The organism is Amycolatopsis sp. cmx-11-51 (genome assembly GCF_047608665.1).
In the GTDB taxonomy this organism is placed as follows: Bacteria; Actinomycetota; Actinomycetes; order Mycobacteriales; family Pseudonocardiaceae; genus Amycolatopsis.
Genome location: NZ_JADNQO010000039.1, coordinates 1 through 1,648 on the forward strand (window position 1 = coordinate 1; position 1,648 = coordinate 1,648).

Consider the following 1,648-nt stretch of genomic DNA (forward strand, 5'->3'; position numbering starts at 1 on the left):
TAACCTGGGTCTTTCGCGCAATGTGATGTAGAACTGGCCTGAAAATGGAGGAAGTGCCTGTCCTGTAAGGGAAAATTGGGCTTGCGACGGTCCAAGATTCACTCGATAGGAAGGCACTCCCTTGGTGCACGATAGCAAGCTGCCGCAAGTCCAGGTCACCGCGGACGGCACCGGGCTCGTCTCCCGCGCCGGAGTGGCCTTGTTACGCGAACTCACCGTCAGCACCGGGCTCGGAACTGGCTGGTCAGAAGCACTTCTCGACACCTACGACGGGATACCGATCCACCTGCCGGGGCGAGTGTTGGCTGATCTGGCGGTGATGATCGCTGATGGTGGTGACGCGCTGGCGCATCTGGCGGCGCTGCGGGACCAGGACAAACTGTTCGGGTCGGTGGCCAGTGACGCCACCGCCTGGCGGGTCCTGGACCGGGTCGACGGCGAGCGTTTGGCTCGGCTGCAATCGGTCCGCGCGGCGGCGCGGGAACGGGCCTGGGCCGCCGGAGCAGGACCCGACCTCGCTGGCGGGCTGGTGATCGACATTGATGCGACGATCACGATCGCGCACAGTGAGAAGGAGAACGCGGCGAAAACGTGGAAGAAAACGTTCGGGTTTCATCCGCTGCTGGCCTACCTCGACCGGCCGGACGTCGCTGGCGGGGAAGCACTGGCCGGGATCCTGCGACCCGGTAAAGCCGGGTCGAACACCGCCGCCGACCACATCGAGATCCTCACCATGGCGCTGGCCGCGCTACCCACCCGCGCCCGGCCCGCCCCCGAGGATCCTGACGCGCCGCAGGTCATGGTGCGCACCGATGCCGCCGGTGCCACGCATGCTTTCGCGGCCGCGGTGCGTGGCGCGGGATGCGGTTTCTCGCTGGGGTTCTCCATCGCCTCCGAGGTGCAGGCCGCTGTCCTGGCGATTCCCGAGGACGCGTGGGTCCCGGCCTACGACCTCGACGGCCGCCCCCGAAAGGGCGCGTGGATCGCCGAGATCACCGGGATGCTCGATCTGACGAAGTGGCCGGACGGATCACGGGTCATCATCCGTCGTGAACGACCGCACCCCGGTGCGCAGCTGCGGTTCACCGACACCGACGGGCACCGGTTCACCGCGTTCATCACCGACACCCAAGGCGGGCAACTCGCCGACCTCGAAGTCCACCACCGCTCCCACGCCAGGGTCGAAGACCGTATCCGCTGCGGCAAAAACACCGGACTGCGCAACCTCCCCTGCCGCGGTTACACCGCGAACAAAACCTGGCTCGAACTCGCCCTCACCGCCGCCGACCTGCTCACCTGGACCCAAGCACTCTGCTTCACCGGCGACCTCGCCCGCTGCGAACCCGCCACCTTCCGCTACAAAATCTGCGCCATCGCCGCGAAACTCACCCGCACCGCCCGCATCCCCACCCTGCACCTGGACCGCGACTGGCCCTGGGCACACCACCTCGCGAACGCCTTCACCCGGCTGCGCACCGCACCCTGGCCCAGCTAGCGCGAACCCCCCGCCCCGACAACCAGGAACCCTCGGAACCCGCCCGCCGACACGACAGTCGGCCAACAACCCTGCCCACACAACGAATTTCGACCAAACCCCGCCACCGCAACAAACTCGCCCTACTCCACAGTCCCATGTGCAAGATCGAGG

The 1,648-nt window shown here is 66.9% G+C and carries 1 protein-coding gene; it reads left to right on the forward strand.

Going from position 1 to position 1,648, the window contains the following annotated elements; all coding sequences use genetic code 11:
• The first annotated feature begins 121 nt into the window (after window positions 1-121).
• On the forward strand, window positions 122-1,495 hold the full coding sequence (locus ACM6LU_RS39110) for an IS1380 family transposase (RefSeq protein ID WP_414942910.1): 1,374 nt from the start codon (window positions 122-124) through the stop codon (window positions 1,493-1,495).
• The last annotated feature ends 153 nt before the right edge of the window (window positions 1,496-1,648 follow it).